The organism is Microbulbifer sp. ARAS458-1 (assembly GCF_045348205.1).
Lineage (GTDB): Bacteria > Pseudomonadota > Gammaproteobacteria > Pseudomonadales > Cellvibrionaceae > Microbulbifer.
Map to the genome: position 1 here is coordinate 1654821 of NZ_CP155838.1, position 24148 is coordinate 1678968.

The 24148-nt window shown below is 58.2% G+C and carries 21 protein-coding genes; 12 read left to right on the top strand and 9 right to left on the bottom strand.

Annotation, left to right across the window (positions count from 1 at the left end; translation table 11 throughout):
• Positions 1-63: 63 nt before the first annotated feature.
• Positions 64-1197 (bottom strand): efflux RND transporter periplasmic adaptor subunit, encoded by a 1134-nt coding sequence (locus AAFH99_RS06735; protein WP_043317550.1) that lies wholly within the window; start codon positions 1195-1197, stop codon positions 64-66.
• 343 nt (positions 1198-1540) lie between these two features.
• Between AAFH99_RS06735 and AAFH99_RS06740 the strand changes: the two genes are divergently transcribed.
• Entirely contained in the window at positions 1541-2503 is a 963-nt protein-coding gene (locus AAFH99_RS06740; RefSeq protein WP_043317549.1) for an AraC family transcriptional regulator, read from the top strand.
• Between the two features lie 93 nt (positions 2504-2596).
• Here the strand turns inward: AAFH99_RS06740 and AAFH99_RS06745 are convergent, their stop codons facing one another.
• The 6 genes from AAFH99_RS06745 to AAFH99_RS06770 form a co-directional block, all read right to left on the bottom strand.
• A complete protein-coding gene (locus tag AAFH99_RS06745; RefSeq protein ID WP_043317547.1) occupies positions 2597-3940 on the bottom strand; it encodes a PAS domain-containing sensor histidine kinase in 1344 nt (447 codons plus the stop codon).
• Positions 3940-5286: a sigma-54-dependent transcriptional regulator gene (locus tag AAFH99_RS06750; protein WP_406829019.1), complete on the bottom strand. Its 1347-nt coding sequence runs from the start codon at positions 5284-5286 to the stop codon at positions 3940-3942. Before AAFH99_RS06750 ends, AAFH99_RS06745 begins: the two co-directional genes overlap by 1 nt.
• A gap of 83 nt (positions 5287-5369) precedes the next feature.
• Positions 5370-6578: an ABC transporter permease gene (locus tag AAFH99_RS06755; protein ID WP_406829020.1), complete on the bottom strand. Its 1209-nt coding sequence runs from the start codon at positions 6576-6578 to the stop codon at positions 5370-5372.
• Between the two features lie 21 nt (positions 6579-6599).
• Positions 6600-7922: an ABC transporter permease gene (locus AAFH99_RS06760; protein WP_406829021.1), complete on the bottom strand. Its 1323-nt coding sequence runs from the start codon at positions 7920-7922 to the stop codon at positions 6600-6602.
• 40 nt (positions 7923-7962) lie between these two features.
• Positions 7963-8664, bottom strand: coding sequence for an ABC transporter ATP-binding protein (locus tag AAFH99_RS06765; RefSeq protein WP_406829022.1), 702 nt, complete (start codon positions 8662-8664; stop codon positions 7963-7965).
• Positions 8665-8859: 195 nt separating this feature from the next.
• Complete coding sequence (locus AAFH99_RS06770; RefSeq protein WP_406829023.1) at positions 8860-10140, bottom strand: efflux RND transporter periplasmic adaptor subunit; 1281 nt, start codon at positions 10138-10140, stop codon at positions 8860-8862.
• A 566-nt stretch (positions 10141-10706) separates the two neighbouring features.
• Between AAFH99_RS06770 and AAFH99_RS06775 the strand changes: the two genes are divergently transcribed.
• Both AAFH99_RS06775 and AAFH99_RS06780 read left to right on the top strand, forming a co-directional pair.
• A complete protein-coding gene (locus AAFH99_RS06775; protein ID WP_406829024.1) occupies positions 10707-12215 on the top strand; it encodes a SulP family inorganic anion transporter in 1509 nt (502 codons plus the stop codon).
• Between the two features lie 225 nt (positions 12216-12440).
• On the top strand, positions 12441-13298 hold the full coding sequence (locus tag AAFH99_RS06780) for a universal stress protein (protein WP_406829025.1): 858 nt from the start codon (positions 12441-12443) through the stop codon (positions 13296-13298).
• Positions 13299-13376: 78 nt separating this feature from the next.
• On the opposite strand, the gene AAFH99_RS06785 is transcribed toward AAFH99_RS06780, so the two are convergent.
• Positions 13377-13790: an acyl-CoA thioesterase gene (locus tag AAFH99_RS06785; RefSeq protein WP_043317531.1), complete on the bottom strand. Its 414-nt coding sequence runs from the start codon at positions 13788-13790 to the stop codon at positions 13377-13379.
• A 519-nt stretch (positions 13791-14309) separates the two neighbouring features.
• On the opposite strand from AAFH99_RS06785, the gene fabV reads away from it, so the two are divergent.
• The 9 genes from fabV (at position 14310) to zntB (ending at position 23246) form a co-directional block, all read left to right on the top strand.
• On the top strand, positions 14310-15488 hold the full coding sequence (gene fabV / locus AAFH99_RS06790; RefSeq protein ID WP_043317530.1) for an enoyl-ACP reductase FabV: 1179 nt from the start codon (positions 14310-14312) through the stop codon (positions 15486-15488).
• Between the two features lie 110 nt (positions 15489-15598).
• A complete protein-coding gene (locus AAFH99_RS06795) occupies positions 15599-16642 on the top strand; it encodes an NADP(H)-dependent aldo-keto reductase (RefSeq protein ID WP_043317528.1) in 1044 nt (347 codons plus the stop codon).
• A 191-nt stretch (positions 16643-16833) separates the two neighbouring features.
• Complete coding sequence (locus AAFH99_RS06800; protein WP_043317526.1) at positions 16834-17064, top strand: DUF2789 domain-containing protein; 231 nt, start codon at positions 16834-16836, stop codon at positions 17062-17064.
• A gap of 114 nt (positions 17065-17178) precedes the next feature.
• The gene (gene lpxL / locus AAFH99_RS06805) at positions 17179-18204 is read left to right on the top strand and encodes an LpxL/LpxP family Kdo(2)-lipid IV(A) lauroyl/palmitoleoyl acyltransferase (RefSeq protein WP_231491670.1); all 1026 of its coding nucleotides are present in this window, start codon (positions 17179-17181) and stop codon (positions 18202-18204) included.
• Between the two features lie 137 nt (positions 18205-18341).
• Positions 18342-19217 (top strand): 4-hydroxy-tetrahydrodipicolinate synthase, encoded by an 876-nt coding sequence (dapA, locus tag AAFH99_RS06810; protein ID WP_043317524.1) that lies wholly within the window; start codon positions 18342-18344, stop codon positions 19215-19217.
• A gap of 89 nt (positions 19218-19306) precedes the next feature.
• Positions 19307-20482 carry an outer membrane protein assembly factor BamC gene (bamC, locus tag AAFH99_RS06815; RefSeq protein ID WP_406829026.1) on the top strand — a complete coding sequence of 392 codons (1176 nt, stop codon included), beginning with the start codon at positions 19307-19309 and terminating at the stop codon, positions 20480-20482.
• Between the two features lie 18 nt (positions 20483-20500).
• Positions 20501-21334: an MBL fold metallo-hydrolase gene (locus AAFH99_RS06820; RefSeq protein ID WP_406829027.1), complete on the top strand. Its 834-nt coding sequence runs from the start codon at positions 20501-20503 to the stop codon at positions 21332-21334.
• 64 nt (positions 21335-21398) lie between these two features.
• Complete coding sequence (locus AAFH99_RS06825; RefSeq protein WP_051687015.1) at positions 21399-22262, top strand: D-hexose-6-phosphate mutarotase; 864 nt, start codon at positions 21399-21401, stop codon at positions 22260-22262.
• Positions 22263-22277: 15 nt separating this feature from the next.
• Complete coding sequence (gene zntB, locus AAFH99_RS06830; protein ID WP_043317518.1) at positions 22278-23246, top strand: zinc transporter ZntB; 969 nt, start codon at positions 22278-22280, stop codon at positions 23244-23246.
• 68 nt (positions 23247-23314) lie between these two features.
• On the opposite strand, the gene AAFH99_RS06835 is transcribed toward zntB, so the two are convergent.
• On the bottom strand, positions 23315-24142 hold the full coding sequence (locus tag AAFH99_RS06835; RefSeq protein ID WP_043317517.1) for a thioesterase family protein: 828 nt from the start codon (positions 24140-24142) through the stop codon (positions 23315-23317).
• Between the last annotated feature and the right edge of the window lie 6 nt (positions 24143-24148).

Below are 24148 nucleotides of genomic sequence, written 5' to 3' on the forward strand. Positions count from 1 at the left end.
ACACCAGAAACTCAAACTGAAGAAATAACCGAATTGGAACTGGGTGGGCGTAACGGAGCCTGTTCAGCGCCCGGCGAGTTGTGGTGTGGTTGCGTCCACACGCTTCTGTACTGGCTGTGGTACTACCGGCATGCCGGGGAACAGGATTTTTTGCAGGCCATTGACCACCACCTGTTCTCCAGGCTCGAGGCCCTTGCGGATCAGTATCATTCCTCGCTGTTGCGGGCCGGTTTCCACGTCGCGGCGCTCGGTAATATTTTCCGCGTTTACCACGTACACATAGCGCCGATCCTGATCGGTGAGTACCGCCTTGCGGTTGAGGAGCAGCGCGTTATCCAGTTGTTCGGTGGGCATCTGCACGCGCGCGAACTGCCCCGGCTTTAAATGTCCTTCCGGGTTGGCGACGACCGCACGGAACTGAATGGTGCCGGTGTGGCTGTTGAGGCGGTTGTCAACGAAGTCGAGCTTTCCGATGTGTGGAAATCCGTCCTCGCCAGCAAGCCCGACGTTGACCTGCGGGCGCTGCTCGGGCGTAAAGAAACCGCGGTTGCCGGCGAAGCTGACCTGATCACTTTCGAAATAGACGTACATGGGGTCCACGGAAACCAGCGTCGTGAGCAGCGTCTGATCGGCGCTGGCCAGGTTGCCTCGGGTGATTTCTGCGCGTCCCACGCGACCGTCGATAGGGGATCTGACCTGGGTAAACTGCAGGTCGAGCCGTGCACTCTCCAGTGCTGCCTGGGCCGCGTTTACCGCAGCGCGGTCGGATTCCAGCGCTGCCTGTCGTTGGTCGTGGTCCTCGCGGGATATCGCGTGGCTCGCCAGCAACTGACGGGCCCGTTGCGCGCGGCTTTCACTCAGTGCCAGCTGGCTCTGCGCACGTGCCAGTGCAGCCTGTGCGGCGCGCTCGCGGGCCCGGTAGGGGCGCGGATCTATCTGGAATAACAGATCCCCGCGCTTGACCAGCTCGCCCTCGGTGAACGCCACCTTGTCGATGTAGCCACTCACCCGTGCGCGCAGTGCTACCGTTTCCGGAGCCGCAACCCGGCCGGTAAAGTCGCCCCACAGGGTTGCCGGCTCGCTGGTCACTTGCACAATCTCCACTGGTATGGGCGGCGGTCTCTGGCCATCGGTGTTGCCGGTATTGCAGCCTGCGAGTATCAGGGTTGCCAGACCGATCAGAAATTTTTTTGTCATTGGGTACTTGCTCCTCTGCTCGGGCGAGTAAACCTCGACCCATCGGGGGCGTACCTTAGCCGAGCGCAACCGGAAGACGGTATTCGGTTACTGTGCTCTGCTTGCCTGATTCTACTTTCGTTAAAGAGGAGGGTGGTTGAGCGGAAATCTGCGGCGGACGGGCCGTACATCCATTTGTCATCTGTCTGTAGCTTCCGAATTGCCTGCACTATTATGTTGCGTTGCCCCCGCGTGAGTCGATTGCATATTCCTGTCGGGTGCTTGCCCAATTCTGCAAAGTTCTAATTGCCTTGCCCAAAACTCCGTATACTGGCCGACTGTTAAGCCGGTAACTGGAGGGCACATGTCGCAGGACCCAAACCGCAGTGATATTTCCCGAGAAATGGAATCTGTCCGCAAAAAGCTTGTGCGCACTGTTTTGCGATGGGCACCCAAGGAAGGCATGCGGGAGTTCTCCCAGAGCGGGGTCGGCCTGATCCGCTCCGACATGGCCACTGCCAGCTGTGTTTCAGGTGTGTACGAGCCTTCGCTCGGTTTTATCGTGCAGGGCGAGAAAGTCTTACAGTTGGGTGATCGGGAAATCTCTTACGGCCCGTTGAGCTACCTGGCGTCCTCGGTGCACCTGCCAGTACAGGCCCAGGTGGTAAACGCCTCACCGCAACAGCCGTATCTGGCCATCAAACTGGTGCTGGACCCCCAGGAAGTGACCGATCTGGTTCTGGAGCAGGGCGGGCAGGTGCGGTCTCCGGTCGTGGAAAACTGTTCCAGCCAGGAAACCAATTGTGGGCTTTGTATGGCGCGCATGGACATGGGGTTGCTGAATGCAGTGAGCCGTCTCGTCGAACTGCTCGACAGCCCGGCGGACATACCGGTACTGGCGCCGCTGGTGCGCAAGGAGATTCTCTACCGGGTGCTGAGGGGGGAAATGGGGCCCCGGATCCGCAAATTTGCCGTCGCCGATAGCCAGGCAAACCGCATATCCCAGGTTATTGCTCTGCTTCAGGATCGCTTTGCGGAACCACTGCGGATTAGCGAGCTGGCGGAGCGGGCCAACATGAGTGAGTCGGCCCTGTTTCACAGCTTTAAACAGGTTACGCGCATGTCTCCATTGCAGTTTCAAAAAAAACTGCGACTGCACGAGGCACGCCGTCTGATGCTGAGTGAAGGGTTGGAGGCCGCCTCCGCCAGCTACCGAGTGGGTTATGAAAGCCCGTCACATTTCAGCCGTGAATATAGCCGTATGTTTGGTGCGCCGCCCCGTGCGGACGTGAACAAGCTACGCGGTGATCAACGGGTGCCGGCGTAAGGCACTGGCTGGTTGTTGTATCGGACACCGGCGGTGAGGACGCACATACTGCGTCCCTGTCGTACGCCGTCTGTGTTCCGCTGCGCCGTGAGATTATTCCTGCGGATTATGATGTCCCGGCCACGGTAGCCAGAGGCTCACCTGTAAACCGCCCTCGGCGCGGTTGTGCAGTTGTATTTGTCCGTTGTGCGCGTCGATGATTTCCCGGCATAGGGCCAGACCGAGGCCGACGCCCTGCGGCTTGGTAGAGTAGAACGGCAAAAGCGCCTGTTGCAGTACCTTATCGCTCATACCGGTGCCGCGGTCTCTGACCGTCAGCAACTGACCGTGCGCATCCGTGGCTACCTGGAGAGAAATGTCTTCTACCGCGCTACCGGACTCACCGGCATTCTTGAGCAGGTTCAGCAGCGCCTGTTCCAGTTGCGTTGGATCGAAATAGCCGGGGCGCGAGGGTAAGCTCCCGTGGATTTTAAAAGGATGCAGGGGCTGCAATCTTGTGATCAGTCCGGACCAGGGCACCTCCTCACACACCGGTGGTGGCAGCTTGGCGAAGCGCGCGTAGCCTTGGGTAAAATCCGTCAGATGGCGGCAGCGTTCTGCGATGACATCAAACACGCTGGCCAGTTGCCGGGAATCGATTTTTTCCGACAGTAATTTTCCACTGTGGGCCATGGATGAAATGGGGGCAAGGGAATTGTTCAGTTCGTGGCTGATCAGCCGGATCACTTTTTTCCACACCTGAACTTCCGCTCGGGTCAGCTCCCGGGTCATTTCTCTGAGCAGTATCAGGCGGTGTTTCTGTGCATTCAGTACAAAGGTACTGTTGCTGATATGCAGGGTGTGGTTGCGCTCGCCGTCAAGGTAGCGGATGAGGCCATCCTGTTTTCCCTCGATGGCTTCCGACAGTTCCGGCGGGCAATGGGGGAGAATCTGCTTAAGCAGATGCCCTTGTAGTGCTTTGCCGTCGTGTAAAAGATGTCGCGCACTGGTATTGGCGTAGATGATGTGGTTGCTTTGATCGATCAGTAGCAGGGCCAGTGGTGAGCTCTGGATCACTGTATCCAGCAGCAGTTCGCGTTGGTGAATATGAGCTCTTTCCCGCCGCAGTATTTCCCCCACCTCGTTATACAGTTCTGCCAGCTGCCCCAGCTGGTCGTCGCGGTTCAGTGCCAGGGATATGGAAAAATCCCCATCGCGGAAATTCAGCAGGCCGCCTTCGAGGCTCTGCAGTGCGCGATTCAGGTTGCGGGTCACGGGGCGCAGCAAGGCGAAGGCCAGTAGTAGTGCCAGTAGCAACCCTGCACTCCAGGCAAGCAGCGGCTGGGCATCCAGTCGCAACAGGGCAAATGGAATACCGGAGCCGAGCGCCACCGACAGCAGAACGGTGGCGAACAACTTTCCTTCGATAGAGGTTTTCGGATTTGCGCCGCTAGGCATCAGTAGGGAATTCCGTATTTATCCAGCCTGCGATACAGGGCCTGTCGACTCAGTCCCAGTTCACGGGCGGCCTGGGCGATGATGCCGTTGCAGTTGGTGAGGGTCTGCTCCAGCAGTTCGCGGCTCGGTTCAAAGCTGTGCTCCGGTACCTTGAGTCGGGTGTCTTCCGGCAATGCCAGGGTCGCCTCGTCGATGGTGTCGCCTTTGGTCAGTACCGCAGCACGCTGCATCACATTCTGCAGTTCGCGCACGTTACCGGGCCAACTGTAGCGCATCAGGCATTGTTGTGCCTGTGGACTCAGTTGCTTGTCTGTCTTGGCGAGGAAGTTGCGGGCCAGCGGCAGAATGTCTTCCGGGCGCTCACTCAGCGGCGGCAGTTTCAGTTCGATCACATTCAGCCGGTAAAACAGGTCCTGACGGAAACTGCCATCTTCAATCATCTGTTGCAGGTTGCTGTTGGTGGCGCTGATTACACGCACCCGCACCTTGCGGGTCTGGCTGCTGCCGAGGCGCTGGAATTCTCCGGTCTGTAATACCCGCAACAGTTTGACCTGACCGCTGGCGGAGAGCTCGCCGATTTCGTCAAGAAACAGGGTGCCGCCGTCGGCTGCTTCAAACCGGCCCTGACGTACCTTATTGCCGGAGCCAGTGTAGGCGCCGGCCTCGGCGCCAAACAGTTCCGCTTCCATTAGCTCTTCCGGCAGGGCGCCCACATTGACCTTGATGTAGGGGCCATCCTTCACACTGGAGTTGGCCTGGACTATATCGGCAATTTTTTCCTTGCCCGCGCCGTTGGGCCCGGTAATCAATATCGGGACATCGGAGTGGGCCACCTGGGTGGCCATTTCCAGCAGCGTCTGTACACTCTGGCTGCGGTAGACAATCTCCTGCAGGTCGAACTGTTGCCGCAGCTGTTCCCGCGCCTGCTGCGCACGGCTCTGGGACTGCCGCTGCTGTTGTTGCAGATCGTGCAGCTCCAGCAGGTTTTTAATGGTGGCGATCAGTTTGTTGTCGTCCCAGGGTTTACCGACATAATCGGCGGCACCGGCCTTGACCAGCTCCACCGCCATTTCCAGCTGGGTCCAGGCAGTGAGCAGGATGATGGGAATATCGGGCTGTATTTCACGTAAGGCAAAAAACAGTGCGCGACCTTCTTCACCGGATGTGGTGTCCGCTGTGAAGTTCATGTCCTGGATGACGAGGCCAACATCCGGGGTTTCCCGCAACAGTTGCAGGCCCGCCTGTGGGGTAATGGCTGAGAGGGTCTGGATATCGTGCAGGGACAACAACAGGGATAGGGCCGAGATGATGCCGGTGTTGTCGTCGATGATTAGGACCTTATCCAATTAACTGTCCTTTGTAGTCAATTTTGTAGCGGTCCTGCCGGCAGCAGGACCTTCTCATCGCAAATTGAACTTCGAACCCGCGATTACACGCTACGTGTTGCCATTGCCGGTGAAATATTCGCAGCGCGCATGGCCGGCATCAACGCGGCAGCAATACTCACGAGCAACAATACTATCGCACACACGGCAAGCAGCGGTAATGTAAGAGCAGGTTGTGAAAATTCGCTCACCATCAGCTGATTGATGATCAGTGCGCCCGCGGTGCCCAGCCCCAGGCCGGTACCGGCAATCAGGGCGTTTTCAACCAGAAAATAGCGGCTGATATTGGCGCGGGTGGCACCCAATGCACGGCGGATACCGATCTGTTTGGTGCGCTGGTTGATCCAGAAAATGGTCAAACCGATGATACCGAGAGCGACAATGAAGGTAAGCAGGGCCATGACCAGAGACAGCACTTTGATCATTATGTTGTCGCTGATGTAGGTACGCTGCACATTTTCACTCAGGGTTTCCACATGCACGACACGCTGGGGATCACGCTCGTTGAGTAAATCCTCCACTTTTTTGAACACCTCGTCCCGTTGCCCTGGTTCGGTTCGGATCAGGTAGCGTTTGTGGTTGCCAGTGACCAGCAAGGGGAAGAAAACCACGTTGCCGGCGCGGGACCAGCCCGGCCAGGCACCCAGGTGCTGCTCGACCACGCCGATGATTTCCACCGGGTTGTCATTGGCTCCGCTATAAAAAAACTTTCCGATAGCCGATTCGCCAGGATACAGCTTTTCGGCAAACTGCTTGCTGACCACGGCCATTTTGCTGTGATACTGGTCATTTGGGCCGATAACGTGTTCATCGGCAGGAACAAAACTGCGACCTTCGATCAGATTGAGACCAAGGGTGTTAATAAAGTGTGAGTCCACCTGATAGTAGTTGGCGTTTTCGCCACCGATCTCCTGATTGGGCTCAGTGAAATAGGTGCCCGCAGAACCGGATCCGGACAGTGGAATCTGGTTGGTTACCGAGGCGTCCACAACACCAGGTGTACTGCGCAGTAGATCGAGGTCAGCTACGACGGCTCCTGCCATATCGTATTCCGTAGGGATGGGCATATAGGTTGCGGCGATGATATTTTCCACATCCATGCCGGTGGGGCGCGCTACCTGTTGCATACGATCTTTTACGATCACGCTGGCATTGCTCACAATGGCAAGAGTGAGTGCAAGCTGCAGGGCGATCAGCAACGCGGATACCTTGTTGCGCCAGAGGGCGGACAACATGGGTTTTAGCTCGAACATGTTCTTTTCCTCTTCTCTGGGTTACTGGGTCTTCAGGTAAACGGATGGGTTGGTGCGGCTGATGCGCCAGGCCGGGTAAAGGCCGGCGAGAATACTCGCGAAGATGGCGAGGCCGACAGCGGCCAGCATCATTTCCCAGTTCATGGTGGCGATCTGGTCTACCTGGCCCATCGCCAGTGCGCGAATACCGGTCAAGCCGGCCAGCGCGAGGATAATGCCCAGCAACCCGCCAAGCGCACCGATACAGCTGCTTTCAATCAGGTGCTGGGTGAATATGGCGTTACGACTTGCGCCCAGGGCCCGGCGCACGCCGGCCTCCGGTGCTTTGCGCAAAAATTTTGCCAGCAGCAGGGCAACGGCATTGACCACGCACACTAACAGGAAGGCTAGCGATGCCCAGCCCAGTACCCGGTTGTCGTTGCCCAGTACTTCATTCAGAACCAGCCATTCAGACGGGTGCGACAGGGCGAACTTCAGTGGGCGCTCAAAGCGGCCCTGTTCTTTCTGCTCACGGATATAGCCGGTGAGGAACTGCTCGTACGCTTCTTTCTGCTCGGCGCCATCCAGCTCTACCCAAAATTGAATCCACACGTGTTCTCCGAGCAGGAATCGCTCGTAGCCTTCGGCGCCCTCCGGTGCGCTGCTTGTCCAGCCATTGGTGTTGCCCCAACTGTAAATTTCATACTTGCGGTGCAAGCCGAAGGGGATATACAGCTCTTCGGAGTCTGCGAAGGGGTTGTTGTTCAGGTCGTAAATTTTTGGCGACGGATTCCAGTGCTTGAGCACACCGACGACGGTAAAGGGCTCGCCGTTCAGTTGTACAACTTTCCCGACACTGTTTTCACCACCAAACAGTTTTTCGTTGGTTTCTTTACTGAGCACCACAGATTGAACGGCAGCGCTATCCGCCTCCTTGTTCCAGGTGCCGCCGTATTCAAATGGTACGTCGAACAGTGAAAAGAAATCCCGGGTGGTTACGCGGGTATTGGCGGTAAACGGGCGCATGTCGGATTCGTCGAGATTGACGGTAAATCCAAAGCGGTGCATGGCCACCTGACGGGTGGGAATATCCGAGCGCAGTAGGGCAACGGCGTCGGGGTAGGTGAGCTGCCAGGGAATTTCATTGGCGGTATCCGCAGCCTGGTTCGGATCCCAGCTATCCAGCTGTACGGCATAGAGGACCTTGTCTTTATGCTCCAGGGCGTTCTGCGACATCATATAGTTCAATGTCAGTACGGTCATGGATGCACCCACGCCAACGGCGATGGCGGCGATCATAAGCGCGCTCAGGATAGGTGTTCCCCGCAAGCTGCGTATGGCGAGGCTGATGTAGTAGCCGATCATTTCGGTGTCCTTTTCTCTAATTCAGCGGTGCGATTTCAGCTTATGCACTGGCGATTTCTGGCTGCGCGATACTCTGGCGCAGGTCGGAGACCTGACCGTCCACGATCTGGATGTTGCGTTGCGCACGGCGCGCGAGATCCGGGTCGTGGGTGACCATGACGATGGTGGTGCCCCATTCGTTGATAAATTCCAGCAGTTCCATGACTTGACGTGCCATTAAGGAGTCGAGGTTGCCTGTGGGTTCGTCCGCGAGCAGGAAGCGGGGCTCGCCGGCGAGGGCACGGGCGATGGCGACGCGCTGTTGCTGACCGCCGGATAGTTGCGCAGGCAGGTGTTTGGCTCGGGCGGAGAGACCGACCTGTTCGAGGGATTTTTCGATACGGCGACGGCGCTCTTTGGCGTTGAAGCCGCGATAGCGCAGGGGAACGTCGATGTTATCGAACAGGTTGAGGTCGGGAATCAGGTTGAAGCCCTGAAAAATAAAGCCGATTTTTTCATTGCGCAGTCGCGAGCGGTCGCGGTCTGACAGGTTGCCGACTTCCTGTCCGTCGAGCATGTACTGGCCCCCGGTTGGGGTTTCGAGCAGGCCGGCGATATTGAGGAAGGTGGTTTTGCCGGAACCACTGGGGCCGGTAACGGAGACAAATTCCCCTTCATTGACTTCGAGGCTGAAGTCACGCAGTGCGTGAGTTTCAATGGTATCGGTGCGATAGCTTTTACGGATATTGTGCATTTTGAGCATGGTGGATTTCCTTGTCTTCGCAGTTTTTAGTTTGTTATGTCTTTAAAATTTCGTGGCGGCGCTGCTACAGATTGTTGTTCGCGAGACACGCCGTGAACCCATCCATGGGGGCTCTTCTGCGAGGTCCCTCTCGCAGAAGGTCTCGCGAACAACAATCTGTAGCAGCGCCTGCACATCTGAGTTCAGTGCAAGCCGTTAATCTTTAAGCGCAACCAGCTGCGCCTTATCCAGCTCCTCCGCAGAGGAAGTAATGATCTGGTCCCCTTCCTCCAGGCCGGAAACAATCTCAACCTGGTTCAGTCCCAGCGCGCCAATGGTGATGGGCACCTTTACTGCCTGCTGCTGATCGTTCAGTTTCCAAGCGAAGCGGCCGCCGGTCTGATCGAGAAAGGCGCCTCGCTTGACCAGCATGACGTCGTTGCGATTTTCCAGCAGCACGCGGGCGGTTAGGCGCAGGTTCTGGCGGAGGTTTTCAGGCTGGCCGTTGGTGAAGCGCACGCGGGCGGTGACCTGGTTGTTGATAACTTCCGGGGCGATCGCGGTGATTTCGCCGGGCAGCTTTTTACCACCCATATTGATTTCCACAGCCATGGCGAGGCCCAGATCGTCGGCGTAGTTTTCCGGGACCGCGGCTTCCAGCTCGAAGCTGGTGAGGTCCACCACGGTGAGCAATGGCGCATTGGCGGCGACAGCGGAGCGCTGGGTGGCCGCCAGGCTGCCGATGGTGCCGTCGACCGGAGAGACGATCTGCAATTCGTTGACCTTGCGCTGCAGTTCCTCTACCTGAAGCTGCTGCTGGTCCACCTGCAGTTGCAGGGTCTGGGTCTCGAAGGCAAGGGCTTCGTTTTCCAGCTGGGAATTCTGTACCGCCTGCTTGTACTCCAACTCCGCCCGGGCCAGATCGTCGCTGGCCTTCTCAAAGTCCAGCTGGGAGATGATCTGTTTCTCCATGGAAATTTCCGCACGCTTCAGCTCCCGCTGTGCCGCGGTCAGGTCCACCCTGGCGAGATCCGCCTTCTGGGTATTCTCCAGACGCTGGCGTTTGGCCTGGATCTTCTGCCGTGCAAGTTCCACACTCAGCTTGTTATACAGGGCGCTTTCCTGGGCCAGCTGGTTCTGCAACTGCGGACTGTCGACTTCTGCCAGCAGCTGCCCCTTTGCAACCGCATCACCGGCCTTCACCGCAAACTTCACAATCCCCTGCGCCGGGCTGAACAGGGTAGGGCTATTGGCCGCAACCACCTTCCCCTGAACCACCAGATCCCGCACCAGATCCCCTCGCTCCACCGCCGCGATATTGATCCGCGACAGCGACACACTTGCATCCACCGCATTCGTGCTCTGCCAGCTCATCAGCCCCCAAACCACAAAAGCTGCCGCACCAATGCCAAGGCCGGCGCGCTTCAACAGGCGCGGGTTCTTCCACGGGCTCTGTGGAGTGAGTTGGACGTCCTGCCCGGAGGTATCTCTGATCATGTTGTTCCCAAGTTCTTAGAATCTGTTCTTCTGCCACTTTGATGCGCGTCTTCCCGCGTCCGGATGCAAAGCGGAATTTCTGGATGCAGCGGCCTTATCGCAATTGCCGTGCCAAGGCGGTTATTCGTCTTAAGTGTTTGATATGTAAGGAAAATAAATTTTCAGAAAGTTTTTGGATGGCGGGTGAGGCGTCCGCAAAAAGTGTCCGGAAAGGCTGTGTCCGTTGGGGCGGACAGGGGGAGACTGCGCGACAATGGACTGAGATTAATGTAATTAAGCCAAATGCTAAGGCGGCGATGCTGGGTGTAGTTTGGTGAGACCGTCTGCGGCCAGGACGGCCGCAGCCGAGCCCCCATGGATGGGTTAAGGGGGGGCGCCTAGCTCGTGTCTCACCAAACTACACCCGGTAGCGTCGCCGCCGCTGAGCCATATCCGTGCCTCAAACCACTTGCCTGTTCTTTAGCCAGATCCCCCAAGATGCTAGAATCCGCGCCCGAATTTATGGCTCAAAAAGCCGGGCTCGAATAAGACCCTCAAGTCAGCATCCCAGACAGGCTCCCCTGATTATGCAGTTCTCCAACACCCTGTTGTCGTCAACCAGAAACGACTGGTTCGGCAACATCCGCCGCGACGTGCTCGCCGGCCTCGTCGTCGCCCTGGCCCTCATCCCCGAGGCCATCGCCTTCTCCATCATCGCCGGTGTCGACCCCCGGGTAGGCCTCTACGCCTCCTTCTGTATCGCCGTCGTCATCGCCTTCGTCGGTGGCCGCCCCGGCATGATCTCCGCAGCCACCGGCGCCATGGCCCTGCTCATGGTCACGCTGGTCAAAGAGCACGGCCTCCAGTACCTGCTTGCGGCGACACTATTAACTGGGGTGCTGCAGATCATCGCCGGCTACCTCAAGCTCGGCAGCCTGATGAGTTTTGTCTCGAGGGCTGTGGTCACGGGGTTTGTGAATGCGCTGGCGATCCTGATCTTTATGGCCCAGCTGCCAGAGCTCACCGATGTCACCTGGCACGTGTACGCCATGACCGCCGCCGGCCTCGGCATCATCTACCTGTTCCCCTATGTGCCGGTGATCGGCAAGATCCTGCCGTCACCGCTAGTGTGCATCCTGGTACTGACCGCGGTCGCGGTAACCCTGGGCATGGATATCCGCACCGTGGGGGATATGGGTGATCTGCCGGACACTCTGCCGGTGTTCCTGTGGCCGGACGTTCCGCTGAACTTCGAGACTCTGAAGATCATTTTCCCGTACTCCGCCGGCCTCGCCGTGGTGGGCCTGCTGGAATCTCTGATGACCGCCACCATCGTGGACGATCTGACCGATACCAACAGCGACAAGAACCGCGAGTGTAAGGGCCAGGGCATCGCCAACATCGGTGCGGGTATGCTCGGCGGTATGGCGGGCTGTGCGATGATTGGACAGTCCGTGATCAATGTGAAGTCTGGTGGCCGTGGCCGCCTGTCTACCCTCGTCGCTGGTGTGGGGCTGTTGACCCTGGTGGTGTTCCTGAGCGATTGGGTGGCGGTGATCCCGATGGCGGCGCTGGTGGCGGTGATGATCATGGTGTCCATCGGTACCTTTGACTGGAGCTCGATCCGCAATCTGAACAAGTTGCCGTTGTCCACCAATCTGGTGATGCTGTCCACGGTGATTGTGGTAGTGTTTACCCATAATCTGGCGTTTGGCGTGTTTGTGGGTGTGCTGCTGGCGTCGCTGTTCTTCGCCAATAAGGTGAGCCACTTTATGTATGTGAGCTCAGAGTTGGATGAGGAGAAGAATTGCCGTACCTACACTGTGGTGGGGCAGGTGTTCTTCAATTCGGCGGACAAGTTTGTGGCGGCCTTTGATTTTAAAGAGGCGCTGGACAAGGTGGTGATTGACCTGAGCCGGGCGCACTTCTGGGATGTGTCGGCGGTATATTCCCTCGACAAGGCGGTAGTGAAGTTCCGCCGTGAGGGCGCCGAGGTCGAGCTGATTGGCCTGAACGAAGCCAGCTCCACCATCGTTGACCGCTTCGGTGTTCATGACAAGCCGGAAGAAATTGAAAAGGTGCTCGGGGGGCACTGATCTAGCACCGTGGTTGGGTGCTTCGTAGTTTCTCCCTGTGGCGCTCAAGCAACGGGTGAGGAATTTCAAAACCGGGCTAGGCGCCCCCCTGGGAATACATCCCTGTACGCTGCGTCGGCGACGTCCTTGTCGCCGACGCTTTTGAAATCCCTCCCCCTGCACTCGAGCTTCGCATCTGATTTCTATACTTCGAAAATGAACTGCGATAACGAGAGAAAATAATAAATGGCCGAACAGAAAGACCCCCTCGTACTGACCTGCATTGATGGCTCCCGCTACAGTGGTGCTGTCTGTGACTACGCCGCCTGGATCGCCAGCCGCGCATCAGCTCCCATCAAACTTCTTCACAATATTGAGCGTGTAACCACGCCAGCCGTCGCAGACCTGTCCGGCAGTATCGGGCTGGGTAGCCAGGAAGAGCTGCTGGAAGAGCTGACCAGTCTGGAGCAGCAGCGATCCAAACTGTTACTGGAGCAGGGTCGGCAGATGCTGGAGAGCGCGCGGGAGCGGGCGGTGAAGGCGGGGGCTGAGCGGGTGGTTACCTGTCAGCGCCACGGGTCTCTGATCGAATCGCTGGTGGAGCTGGAAGATCATATCCGCGTGCTGGTGCTCGGGATTCGCGGTGAGGAGCACGGGGAGTCGAACAAGGGGTTGGGTGCGCAGCTGGAGTCGATTGTGCGCTCGCTGCACAAGCCGATTCTGGTGGTGAATCGTGAGTTCAAGGTGCCGCACTCCATCATGCTCGCTTACGATGGCAGCGAGTCAGCACGCAAAGCACTGGATATGGTGGCAACGAGCCCTGTGTTTAAAGGCGTGGACTGTCATCTTGTGTATGTGGGCGACGGTGGCGATTCGGTGTTGACCGAGGGGGCGGAAGCGTTGAGTAATGGTGGCGTTTATGTAGTTAGCGCCAGTCTCGAGGGCCGCACGGTGGAATCATTGATCGCCTACCAGCAGGAACACAATATCGATCTGACTGTGATGGGGGCCTTCAGCCACAGCAAGTTGCGCGATCTTCTGCTGGGTAGTGTTACCGCAAAAATGCTACTGGAAACCAACCAGCCGTTATTGTTGCTGCGCTAATTTCTGATGCCACTTAAATTCAAAAGCCTGTGGCAGGGGGCTGCCACAGGCTTTTTTTATTTTGCTTGAGTTCCAGAGCTAGCCCGCGAGCTTGCTGGCCTCCGCGGTAGAATTGGCTGCCTCGGCTACCGTCATCCCGGCCTTTTTATGAGGCGTCGGCTTGCCCTCCGCATCCAGCGCTACAAACACAATCCGCTCAACCCTGACGATCAACTCCCGCGTCTGCTTATTGCGCATCTCGCAATGCACCGTCAGCGACGTGCGGCCGATATCCGTAACCTCAAAACCGAATTCCACAATATCCCCGCAAACCGCCGAGCTGACGAAATCAATCTCTGACATCAGCTTGGTCACAATATTTGCCGTGCCCATCTGGCACCCCGCGAAAATGGCGGCCTCCTCATCTATCCACGCCAGAGCCTGGCCGCCGAACAGACGTTGGGCTGGGTTCAGGTCGCCGGGTTTTACAAAATGACGTGAGTAGTACTTCATGAGTGTTTACCTCGCTGGTTACCCCTTGATTGGGAATATGCTTACCGCTTTCCATGGCGGTCCCACAATATGAAGTGCATTAAGTGTGCCAAGGGTTTGCGCGATCTAACGAACGGGGGTACAGAAATTCGAAGGTAAGGAAAGGCGCCGGGTATAAGGTTTCAGAAGCGTCGGCAACAGGGATGTTGCCGACGCAGCGTACAGGGACGTATTCACAGCGGTTCTGAAACCTTATACCCGGTGCCTTGCCGCCACAGGAGGTAAAGCGCGAGACCGCTGGATCTGAAGTAGTCATTTATGCTTAATAATTAAGCGTTGCGCACCAGGAAAGGGCAAGTCAAAAATCGATCATTGGCTAAACTGGCCGCCACCCCCGAAATTCTGGCCACTAATCTCCCCAACCGTGACCTGTCACTATGGGAGTTACCCCTAAAGGCCATTAGAATGTCCCGCTTTATGGCTGCTCAGTCGGCCACTTTTGACTGAAAAGACCGAAGAATCACCAACGGAGAGCCCGGCATGATCATCCAGCCGAAAGTTCGCGGATTCATCTGCACCAACGCCCATCCGCAGGGCTGCGCCGCCAACGTGCGCGAACAGATCGAATACATCAAATCCCAGCCCGCCATCGAAGACGGCCCCAAAAACGTTCTCGTTGTCGGCGCCTCCACCGGCTATGGCCTCGCCTCCCGCATTACCGCCGCCTTCGGCTGTGGCGCCAGCACCCTCGGTGTATTCTTCGAAAAACCGCCCACAGAAAAACGTACCGCTTCTGCCGGTTACTACAACTCTGCTGCCTTCGAGGAAGAAGCCCACAAAGCCGGCCTGTATGCCAAAAGCATCAACGGCGACGCCTTCTCCAACGAAATCAAAGCCCAGGCCATCGACCTGATCAAACAGGATCTCGGCAAGATTGACCTGGTCATCTACAGTCTCGCCTCTCCGCGCCGTACCGACCCGGAAACCGGTGAACTGTACAACTCCGTATTGAAGCCCATCGGCAAGTCCTACACCGCCAAAAACCTCAACACCGACAAGCTGGAAATCTCCGACATCAGTGTTGACCCGGCGAGCGAAGAAGAAATCGCAGCCACGGTCAAAGTCATGGGTGGTGAAGACTGGGAACTGTGGATGAAAGCCCTCGGCGATGCGGGCGTACTGGCAGACGGCTGCAAAACCGTCGCCTACACCTATATCGGCGAAAAACTCACCTGGCCGATCTACGGCCACGCCACTATCGGCAAAGCCAAAGAAGATCTGGACCGCGCCGCCAAAGCCATCAGTGACAGTGGCAATGCCAGTGCCAACGTTGCGGTTCTGAAAGCCCTGGTTACCCAGTCCAGCTCCGCCATTCCGGTAATGCCCCTGTACATTTCCCTCGTCTACAAAGTGATGAAGGAAGAGGGCACCCACGAAGGTTGTATCGAGCAGCTGTACCGTCTGTACACCGAAGGCCTGTACACCGACAGCCCGCGCCTCGACGATACCAACCGCTTCCGTATGGACGAAAAGGAACTACGCCCGGAAACCCAGGCCAAGATAGAGAAACTCTGGCCGGAGGTGACCGAGGAAAACCTGTTTGAGCTGACCGACTACAAAGGTTATGCAGACGATTTCCTCAAACTGTTTGGGTTTGGTGTAAAAGGTGTCGATTACGAAGCCGACACCAGCCCGCTGGTGGAAGCGGACTTCAAATAAGCCGTTTTTCCCATCCGATGAAAACGCCGGGCAATTGCCCGGCGTTTTTGTTTTTGCGAACGGGCGAGCCAAATCGGCATAATGCGGCCACAAGATTTCAGGAGAAGAAAATGGAAACTCGCACACTGGGCAAGACGGATCTCCAGGTCAGCAAGATTTGCCTCGGCACCATGACATTTGGCGAACAGAACAGTGAGACTGAAGCGTTCGAGCAATTGGACTATGCCACTGCAAACGGCGTAAATTTTATCGACTGTGCGGAGATGTACCCGGTGCCGCCCAAGCCGGAAACTTACGGCCGTACCGAGGAAATAATCGGTAATTGGCTGCATAAAACCGGCCGCCGTAACGATGTGGTGTTGGCAACCAAAGTGACCGGGCGAAGTGCAGCAAACTCCGGTGTCGGCCATGTTCGCGGCGGCCCGCGATTGGATCGTGATCAGATACTCAAGGCCTGTGATGATTCCCTGGTGCGCCTCAGGACTGACTGTATCGATCTCTATCAGGTGCACTGGCCAGAGCGCCAGGCCAACTTCTTTGGCAGGCTCGGCTATCAACACGGCGATGATGATGGTGTGGACATCAGCGAAACCCTCGCCGCCCTCGAAGAGTTGGTCAAGGCGGGTAAGGTTCGCCATATTGGCCTGTCCAACGAGACTCCCTGGGGCGTGCACCGTTACCTGCGTCTGGCCGCCCATGGCAACCGGCCGCGGGTAGCGTCAATCCAGAATCCTTACAGTCTGCTGAACCGTACCTTTGAAGTAGGTCTGGCGGAAATGGCGATTCGAGAGCAGTGCGGGCTGCTGGCATATTCTCCGCTTGCGTTTGGTACCCTGAGCGGAAAGTACCTTAACGGCGCCCGACCGGAAGGGGCTCGCCTGACCCTGTTCGAGCGCTTCCAGCGCTATACCGGCGAACGGGCGGTTGCCGCAACGGAGGCCTACGCCGCCTTGGCCAGGGAGTTTGGTCTGGATGCTGCGCAAATGGCTCTGGCGTTCGTAAACCAGCAACCTTTTGTCACCAGTAACATCATTGGCGCGACAACCATGGCGCAGTTGAAGTCCAATATTGCCAGCGCCGAATTGACCCTGAGCGATGAACTGCTGGCGGCCATTGACGAAATACACACTCGTAACCCTAACCCCGCCCCTTGAAATTGACGGCTTGCGCCGGCACCCACTGTTAGTGAGACGGCAGCCAGGGGGTGCGGTAGCTGACCGTGAAGCCAGGTCGGTTTGGCGCATGGTTATCTATACTGGATAACATCTGTCGGCTGATCTGGCGCGGCCATGCGCTGATCCTGCGGGCTGCTCAACAACGGCAACTCACACCAAGGGGAAAGGTTATGGAAACCGGACATCACACGCTGAATGATCTCTTTGCCCAGTTAGGGCTTGGTTCTGATAACGATGCCATCGAGGATTTCTTGAGTCGCCATCACCTGGCGGGGGAAGAAAAACTGGCCGGGGCGACCTTCTGGAGTGACAGCCAGCGCAAGTTTCTGCGGGAGGCGATCCTCGAAGACTCTGATTGGTGTGAAATCGTGGACGAACTGGACGTCTTGCTTCGGCATTGAACACTTACCAGGCAGCAAAGCACGGTTGTCTGGATAGACTTGCGGGGCTAATTTGTGATGGCCTGGGCGTTGCCCGGTGCCGGCTATATCCGGCGATGGGGCTGCGGCGCTATAATGCGTCGCTTTGTTTCGGCCGTAGTGATGGCCGGAATTCCTGTTCCCGATCGCAGTTATCCGCATTTTATGGAAAAACCCCACTTTCGCGCCGCTTTGCTGCACCCCCGTTACTGGCTGACCTGGTTCCTCTTCGGGACCTGGTATCTGGTGGCCCAGCTGCCATATCGCTGGCAGATATCGCTGGGGCGGCTGATTGGTCGCCTGATGCTGCGCTTTGCCAATAGCCGCCGCCTGATCGCCGAGCGCAACCTCGCCCTGTGCTTTCCTGAACTTTCCCCGATGAAACGCGAGCAGCTGCTGCGTCGTAATTTTGCCTCCAACGGTATCGCGCTGATGGAAACCGGCATGGCCTGGTTTCGATCCAGTCGCTGGCTGCGTCGCCGCTTCACGATCGAGGGACTCGAGCATCTGCAGCAGCCGCACGAGCAGGGGCAAGGTGTGGTTTTGATGGCCATGCACTTTACTACCCTAGAGATTGGTGCCGCTTTTATGAGCATGAGCCACCCGGTGGATGGCATGTACAGGCCGCACAAAAACCCGGTGTACGATTACATGCAACGCAAGGGGCGTGAGCGCCACGGGGAAAGTTCCAACGTGCTGCAGCGCAAAGATGTGCGCGGCATGTTGCGCGCCCTACAGCGTGGCCGCGCGGTCTGGTACGCCCCGGATCAGGATTACGGTATCAAGCAGGGGGTGTTCGCGCCGCTGTTCGGTATTCAGACGGCGACGGTGACCGGCACCTCCCGTTTTGCCCGGGTCGGCCGAGCCAAGGTGGTGCCCTACACCGTCACCCGCCTGGAAGAAAAGGGAATCTATCTGGTCCGGGTGCACCCACCGCTCGAGGAGATACCCTCTGGCGACGAGTACAGAGATGCGGTCCTGGTGAATCAATTTGTGGAAGCGCGCATGCGGGAAAACCCCTCTCAATACATGTGGGTGCACCGCCGCTTCAAAACCCGTCCGGAAGGGGAGGACAGCTTCTACCCCCCGCGCAAAAAAAGGCGGAAAAAGCGCAAAATTTAACCGATTTTGTTGCGGTGAGTTTCTCCGCAGCGGGATGACTTTTTTGCGCTGGCATCGAACTGGCACGCTCAGTAACATACCGCATTCATTTTTAGGTGGTATCAGCCGGCCCCCGGCCGGTTAGAGAAGGAGTTGCAATGATTTCCGGCAGTATGGTGGCGCTTGCCACACCCATGTTTGCAGATGGTGGCCTGGATTGGGACAAGCTGCACGATCTGGTGGAGTGGCATATCGAGCAGGGCACCCGCGCCCTGGTAGCGGTGGGTACTACCGGTGAATCCGCGACCCTGGATGTGCACGAGCACCTGGAAGTCATCCGCCGCGTTGTGGATCAGGTTGCGGGCCGTATTCCGGTGATTGCCGGTACCGGCGCCAATTCCACTACCGAAGCCATCGAGCTCACCACCACCGCAGCCAAGTGCGGCGCGGATGCCTGCCTGCTGGTGACCCCTTACTACAACAAGCCTACCCAGGAAGGCCTGTATCAGCACTTCAAGGCAGTGGCCAAGGCCGTTGCCATCCCACAGATCCTCTACAATGTGCCGGGGCGAACAGCGGTGGACATGCTGCCGGATACCGTGGCCCGTTTGAGCGCCATCAGTAATATTGTCGGTATCAAGGAAGCGACAGGTGACCTGGAGCGCGCCCGTGCAGTGATCGATCTGGTGCCCGAGGACTTCGCCGTCTACTCTGGTGACGATGCTACTGCGGTGGAGCTGATGCTATTGGGCGGCCACGGTAACATCAGTGTGACCGCGAACGTGGCCCCTGCGGCCGTCGCGCAAATGTGTGAAGCGGCCTTGGCGGGTGACGCCGAAACTGCCCGCGCTATCAACCAGCGCATCGAAATATTGCACAAAACGCTGTTTGTGGAGTCCAACCCGATACCGGTGAAGTGGGCATTGAAGGAAATGGGCCGTATTGACGGCGGAATTCGCCTGCCCCTCACTGGTCTGTCTTCCGAGTATCACGGTGTAGTGCGTGACGCACTGCGCAGCGCCGGGGTGCTCTGACAGTCGAGCGTGGGTGTGCACACCCGAGGTGGCGTGCACCGCCGTAACTGGACTAACGTGATCGCGATTGATTCGACAAGGTACGAATAATGACAAAATTGACTGCCGGAGCCCTGCTGTGCACCGTGGTTTCTACCCTCAGCGGCTGTGGCATCTTCGGTGACGACGGCTATTTCCGCGACCGCGGTGACGACTACCAGCTGGCCAACAGTCTGCCTCCGCTGCAGATGCCGGATGGGGTTACCGCCAAACATCAGGAAGAACTCTACGAGGTTCCGCACATCAGCGCCGATGTGGATCGGGGCGAATTTGTAGTACCCCGCCCGCAGGCGCTTTCGGTCAATGTGGGGCTCGACCGGGTAAAAATCCAAAAATTGGGCAACCGCCGCTGGGTGCTGGTCAATCAGCCACCAGATGAAGTCTGGCCGCAGCTGCATTACTTCCTGCGTACCACCGGCCTGCAGCTCGCCATGTCGGATGCTGGCGCCGGTACCATGGAAACCACCTGGCTGACCTTCGGGGAAAACCCGGATACCAAAGACAAGTACCGCCTGCAGGTAGAGTCCGGCGTGCAGCCGGACACCACCGAAATTCACGTGCGTCACCTGTCGGTACCTATGGAGTCACCGGCCAGTGTTGCGGTCGAATGGCCTGCGCAGTCCAGCAGTGATGAGCGCGAAGGTTGGATGATCGATGAGATGTCTTCCGCCCTGGCGGCAGATTCCAGCGGAGCGGCAGCTTCTCTAGTGGCCCAGGCCATCGGTGGAGGCAAGGTGAAAGTGCAGGTGATGGAGCCGGCGGGCAAAGAGCCGTTCGTGTCCCTTGGCCTCGCCATGAACCGCGCCTGGGCAACGGTATCCCATGCACTGAACACCGGCGCATACCGCCTGCACAAGGAAGACTCTGATATCGGCATCTTCTATGTGACCTACGATGTGGACCGCGAGTTGTCCGATGAAGAAGATGGCTGGTTCTCCAGCTGGCGCCCTGGTAAGGGCGAGGACAAGCTGGCAAAACAGGCGGATGCCTACAGCCTGCAACAGGTCCTGGCGAACATCGACCTGAATGCCAAGGTACAGCCCGCGCTGTTCAGCAATCTTCAGGGCCTTGGTGGTGCACCGAATGCCGATATTCCCGGGTATTTGGTTGTGCTGCGAGGTGTAGATGAGGCCATTGAAGTGCGCGTGCGGGACACCCGCGGCCTGCCGCTGCCGCGAGCAAAAGCCTCCGAACTGCTGATGGCAATCCGTCAGAACCTGATCTGACGGCGGGTACCCTCGATTATGGCGATCAGATTTGCCTCCCTGGGAAGTGGCAGTAAGGGCAATGGCACTCTGGTCGCCTGTGGTGATCACTGTCTGCTGGTGGACTGCGGTTTCACCATCAAGGAAACCGAGCGGCGCATGGCGCGGCTCGGTATCTCTCCCGCGGACCTCTCCGCAATCCTCGTAACTCATGAACACAGCGATCATATGGGCGGTGTCGGCCCCCTGGCGCGCAAATACCGGCTGCCGGTTTATCTGACCCCGGGCACGCTGCGCGCGAGGGATATTGGCTCGTTGTCGGCAATCCAGCTCATAGAAGGGCATCAGCCATTTGCGATTGGCGATATCCAGATTACCCCGGTTGCGGTTCCCCATGACGCGCGTGAGGCGGCGCAGTTTGTGTTCCGCAGCCGCGGCAGCAGCCTGGGACTGCTCACCGACCTCGGTACCATCACCCCGCATGTGGAGGCTCACTTCGGTGACTGCGATGCCCTGGTATTGGAGGCGAATCACGATCCCCAGATGCTCGCCCAGGGACCTTACCCGCCCTCCCTGAAGCGGCGCGTAGGCGGAGCTTACGGGCACCTCAGCAATCAGCAGGCTGCCGGATTCCTGCAGCGGGTCGGAAGTGAGAGGCTGCAGCACCTTGTGGTCGCGCACATCAGTGAAAAGAACAACAGTCTGGAGCTGGCCCGCGCGGCACTGTCAGAAGCCGCCGCCAAAGCGGCAAACTGTATTTACGCTTGCCAGCAAGAGGGGTTCGACTGGCTTCAGGTTGAGGCCCGCGGCACTCATCCTTCGGCCTCCGCAGCTGCGTCGATAGAAAATACCCTGCTGGAAACGCTAGACTAGCCATTCACCATAAGCCGCTCCGACGGCGGCGATCTGCCCTCCCCTCGCGAAAAGGAGTTTCCCCGTGGCCGCACTCGATTACCTCACCCGCACCGATAGTGGCGCCCTGTACGGCAAGCCTGGCCTCGATCTGTTATTGGTTGAGACCGGACAATGCCGCGCAGTAATTGCGCTGCAAGGGGCCCAGGTACTGGAATTTACCGCCCAGGGACGCGCGCCGTTGTTGTGGCTGAGCCCTTCCGCGTCATTTGCTCCAGAATCCGCGGTACGTGGTGGTGTGCCCCTGTGCCTGCCTTGGTTTGGCGAAAACCGCAGTGACCCATCCAAGCCCAAGCACGGTCTGGTGCGCTCGCGCCTTTGGACCCTGGACACTAGTGAGGAGCGCGCCGATGGCGAGGTGCAGCTGAAATTATCATTCGAGCATACTGGAGATGCGCTGTTTGCGGACAGCTTTGCCTGCGCGCTGACCATTGGCCTGGGCCAGTCACTGACCTTTGAGCTGGAGCTGACCAATACCGCTGATCGCACCGTGGAGTTTAGCTGGGCGCTGCATAGCTATTTCGCGGTTGCCGATGTCAATCAGGTCCAGGTGGAGGGGTTGTCCGGTGTAGAGTATCTGGATAAAACCCGGGACTTCGCCCGCGACCGACTTGAAGGGAAGCAGACTTTTTCCGGCGAGGTGGATCGGGTGTTCGAGCATGCATCGGCAGAACAGACCATTATCACACCCAACCCGATCAAGGCCCGCAGTGAAAACTGCCACACAGTGATCACCTGGAATCCGGGAGCCGAGCTGGCGGCCACCATTGGCGATATTGGCGCGGACTATGCTGGCTTCGTATGTGTCGAGCACGGCAACGCCTTTGCCAATAGCTGGCGGCTGGGCGCCGGTGAATCCGCCAGCGCGCGTCTCCAGTTGAGCCGCTAAGGCGGGAGCTATCCCATGCAGACGGGCCTTATTCACGCCTATTTACTCGATGGCAACGGGCGCGGCCGTCGCCTGAGCTGGGCCGAGGTCGAGACCTGGAACGCGGCACAAGGTCGCCTGTGGGTGCACCTGGATTATACGGATACTGATGCTCGCGCCTGGATCAGCGGCCGCGCCAGGCTGGACTCCCTGGTGGCCGAAGCACTGCTCACCGAGGAAACCCGCCCGCGCACCACCTCCATGGGCGAGGGTCTGTTGATCGCCCTGCGCGGGGTCAATCTCAATCCGGAGTCGCAACCGGAAGACATGGTATCCATTCGCCTGTGGGCCGAGGAGTCTCGGGTCATCAGCACCCGCAAGCGTCAACTGCTTTCCATTAACGACCTTTGCCAGCAGCTCGAAAGTGGCCGCGGCCCGTGCACTATCGCTGGACTGGTAGTGGAGCTTGCGGATCTGCTGGTGTGGCGGATGAGCGACACCGTGGATACCTTTGAAGACACCATCGACGATCTGGAAGACCGGGTCGTGACCGGCGCCAGTGGCAGTCTGCGCCTGGATCTCGCTGTACTGCGCAAGCAGACCATCACTCTGCGGCGCTATCTGTCCCCGCAGCGGGAGGCTCTGGCGCGGCTGATGGTGGAGAAACTGGACTGGATTGAGGAACAGGATCGACTGCAGCTGCGGGAAGTGAGCGATCGCCTGCTTCGCCATATCGAAGACATCGATGCGGTGCGCGAGCGCGCAGCGGTGACCCAGGAAGAACTGATGAGCCGTATTTCCGAGCAACTCAACAGCCGCATGTATGTTCTGTCGATTATCGCCGCGATCTTCCTGCCGCTTGGCTTTTTAACCGGCCTGTTGGGGGTGAACGTCGGAGGGATCCCGGGTTCCGAGAACCCCCAGGCGTTTGTGATTTTCAGCGCGTTACTGGTCGTTACGGTGGCTATCCAACTGGTGGTATTTCGCTGGAAAAAGTGGCTTTAAACCTACTGCGCTGGCGGCGTCCGGCGGCCACCACCAGCCGCCCGCTTACAACGGTTTAAGATATCTGCTTACCCGAAAATAGTGGCCGTCTGGCGGGAGAGTGCAATCAGTTGCCCATTTGAATCCCACAGGCGTGCCGCAATGACCGCGTAACCGTCTTTTGCCTGTTCCACTTCCGCCAGGTATTGCCACCAGTCGCTCGGGCCGGCAGAGATCGTGTGGGCCACAGGCATCCACTCCACCGTCCAGGTCAAAGAGCTGGCGGGGGCCAGGGTCTTCAGCATCGATAGCGCCGCCGGGGGCCATGCATCGATCAGCGCCAGGAGGTGACTGATACTGGCGGGCCTGCCTGTGGGCTCCTCGTCGTCTGTTTTAAACCGGATCCAGCCACCGATACGCCCTTCATCACTACCGGTAAAAGGCAGGGCACCGGCGCCCAGCCGATAATCAAACTTCTGGGTAAACTCCGGCACCAGTCCCTCGATATAGGGTAGTGCCTGGCAGTCATCAGGCGGCGGAAAGTCCGGCGCCTTGCCCGCGCCCACCGAAATCGTAGATTCTCTGGGCTTGCCAAAACTGGCGAGGGCGGCGGTGGTTACCTGGTCGCCCTGGGCCCCATGAGCCTCGATCTGCACCGCTGAGCGACCGGCGCGCAAAACGCGCGCCGAGGTGTTCAACGGGCCCGCTTCTGCGGGGGCAACAAAAGAGAGGGTCAGGGAGCGCAGCGGTGTATTTTGTGCATCTTCACCGGTGGCTTTTTCCAGGGCTGCTTCGATGGGTTGGTACAGCATGGCGGCCACCAGGCCACCAAAAGTGGCGCGCCCCTGGCTCCAGCCTGGAGGAATCTCCCATTGATCGCTATTGCGCGCATGTTGGATAGTGGTCTCGAAATCCATGCTGCC